Raw genomic sequence first — 2,543 nt, forward strand, 5'->3', positions numbered from 1 at the left:
TCCGATTCGAGCGGCGATGGCAACATCGATTGAGACGAGCCAATTCACATCGGCCAAGCTTCGATTCGAAGCCGCAAAGCGACAGACGCCCCATCCAAGCACTGGACCAGATTGCTTCTTGGCACCGATCATGTTGGATTCGACGAAAGGGAGCGAAGGCCCCAAGCCGAGCCGATACAAGAAGCGTTGTAGCGACAAAGGGGTGTTGCCATTGTCGAACCTCGACTACTTGCAGTTGCTGGATTTGACCGCTCGCATGCAAAGATCCGACAAACGAGGCTATACGCCACGCGATTTGCCACCGCTATTAGAGCGGTTGGGAATCGATACCGAGCGGTGGCGACTGTTGACGAAGGATTTCGGTCGCATGTTCAGCCAGGTAGCGCAACGCTGTGAAGCATTTTTGTCAGTAAAAACTGGGGTTTCAGTGGTTTAGAGGATATGAAAGAAAGGCCAGATTCCCCCGATCACTAACTGAAACATATCAGTCAGAAAGGAATCTGGCCATGACTTCCAAGCAGCGTGCAAAGCAACAATCAGCAATTCGTAAGCGTAACAAAATACGTAAAGGAGTGCAGAAGCGCAAACTTCTTCTGAATCTCTTTGACGCCCTCATCGCCTCTGGTCCCATTTTCTCAAAGTCGCAGTTTCACGGCAATATCAAGTGGGAGCCTGAGCAACTCGCAACCCAAGCTCTCATTTGGTCTTGGCAGGATACCAAGAATGTCACTGATGCTTTTGAGAAGACCCTTGAAGCTTGTGAAAAGCTGGGATTGAAGAACGTCAGCAAAACCTACACCGGCTTCATGGATGCATTGTCACGATATCGAAAGACGATACGAGACGGCTTGCGAAATCGGCTTCAGGACTTAGCCGAACAAATCGGTGGAGGGTTCTTTCGCAATAAAAAGTGGATGTTGATGGGATTTGATGGTTCGCGCGCAACCGCTCCACGCTCGAAGGCAAACGAAAAAGTATTCTGCACAGCGAAGTACGGCTTAGGGAAGAAAGCGAGATACAACGCGAACAAAAGAAAACGCGAGAATCGCAATCGCAAAGCACAATTGGTCACGCAACACGAGCCTCAAGTTTGGATCACCATGATGTGGCATATGGGTTTGCGATTACCCTGGACTTGGCGATTGGGACCATCCAACTCCAGTGAGCGAGGGCATGTACAAGAAATTCTCGCCGAGGAAGAATTCCCAGCAAATACGTTGTTTTGCGGTGATGCTGGATTCACTGGCTATCCACTGTGGAACGCGATACTCGAAACAGGAGGCCACTTCTTGGTGCGCGTAGGAGGGAACGTGAAACTGCTTAGCGAACATGTCGATTTCAAACAGATTCCAGGGGGAATCGTTCTGTGTTGGCCCAAGGACTGCATGGAATCAGGAAAACCGCCACTTCGCCTTCGATTAGTCCGTGTGCAGATTGGTAAGACTGAGATGTGGATGTTGACAAGTGTCATTGGTGAGCGAGACCTCTCCCAGAAGGATATCGTCCAGTACTACAAAATGAGATGGCTCATCGAAGTCGAGTTCAGAGGACTCAAGCAAACTATCGATAAACACAAGCTACGGTGCCGGAACTCCGAACGTTTATTGGCCGAGCTAGACTGGTCACTGATGGCGATGGCCTTCGCGGAGCTAATTGCCATGCGTTCCCAAATACCCGCAGTAGCCAAAAACAAGTCGGCGTATACACCAAAAGATCGCAGCCTTGCAAACACACTACGAGTCCTAAGAAAATTCATAAGGACATTAGATGAAGTCGTAGCTCTAACTTCATTGGACGATGCACTGAAAAATGCCCTCGTGCAAAATTACAAGAACTCAACCAATAAGCGAGCTCGTTACCGACCGAGAAACGCACATATAAAGCCACTCGGCAATCCGATCGTAACCAAGATGACATCGATACATCGACGTAAACTCAAGGAAATCGAGCTTGCAGCTGCTGCGTGAAAATGCTTCACAGCGTTGCCACTTTCGGGTAGCCCGTTTCAGGAATCTTTTTTGCATCGGATGTGCGGCATGGTCAATGCGTTTGTTACCCAAACTTACAAACACTTTCAATTTGTCGAGGACCCACGGGTCAATCGCGGTGCGAACTATCCCTTGATGGAACTGATATTCGTGACGCTTTGTGCTGTAATTTGCGATGCCGACAGTTGGACCGATGTCGAACGCTATGGCAAAGCAAAGCAGGACTGGTTGCGTAAGTTCTTTCCGTTTGCCTCTGGTATACCGTCTCACGACACGCTTGGGCGAGTCTTTGCAAAGCTCGATTCAGTTGCATTCTTTTCGGCATTACAAAGTCTCGCTGCGGACCTTGGTAAAGCGATCAAAAACCAAACCGTCGCCATCGATGGTAAAACCGTAAGGGGCTCCTTTGATACTTCTGTCAATCAAGCGCCTTTGCACATGGTTACTGCATGGGCCTGTGGGCTTCGACTTTGTATTGGGGCTAAGGCTGTAGATGACAAGTCCAATGAGATCCCTGCTGTTCAAGCACTGATCGAACAATTGAATTTGCAAGGA

3 protein-coding genes are annotated in these 2,543 nt (G+C 49.2%); all 3 read left to right on the top strand.

The annotated features are described in order from the left end of the window. Positions 1–436: hypothetical protein (locus IM475_RS05790; protein WP_287726963.1), on the top strand; the 436-nt coding region annotated here is incomplete at its 5' end. Positions 437–506: 70 nt separating this feature from the next. Continuing rightward, complete coding sequence (locus IM475_RS05795) at positions 507–1,967, top strand: transposase (RefSeq protein ID WP_287726964.1); 1,461 nt, start codon at positions 507–509, stop codon at positions 1,965–1,967. Positions 1,968–2,036: 69 nt separating this feature from the next. Then, on the top strand, positions 2,037–2,543 hold a 507-nt coding region (locus IM475_RS05800; protein WP_287726965.1), incomplete at its 3' end, for an ISAs1 family transposase.

Origin of the sequence: Microcystis sp. M061S2 (assembly GCF_020245605.1) — a bacterium.
Classification (GTDB): domain Bacteria; phylum Cyanobacteriota; class Cyanobacteriia; order Cyanobacteriales; family Microcystaceae; genus Microcystis.

Bases quoted from the DNA above. Each gene is read 5' to 3' on its own strand.
- IM475_RS05795 (WP_287726964.1), top strand. From the start codon at position 507: ATGACTTCCAAGCAGCGTGCAAAGCAACAATCAGCAATTCGTAAGCGT.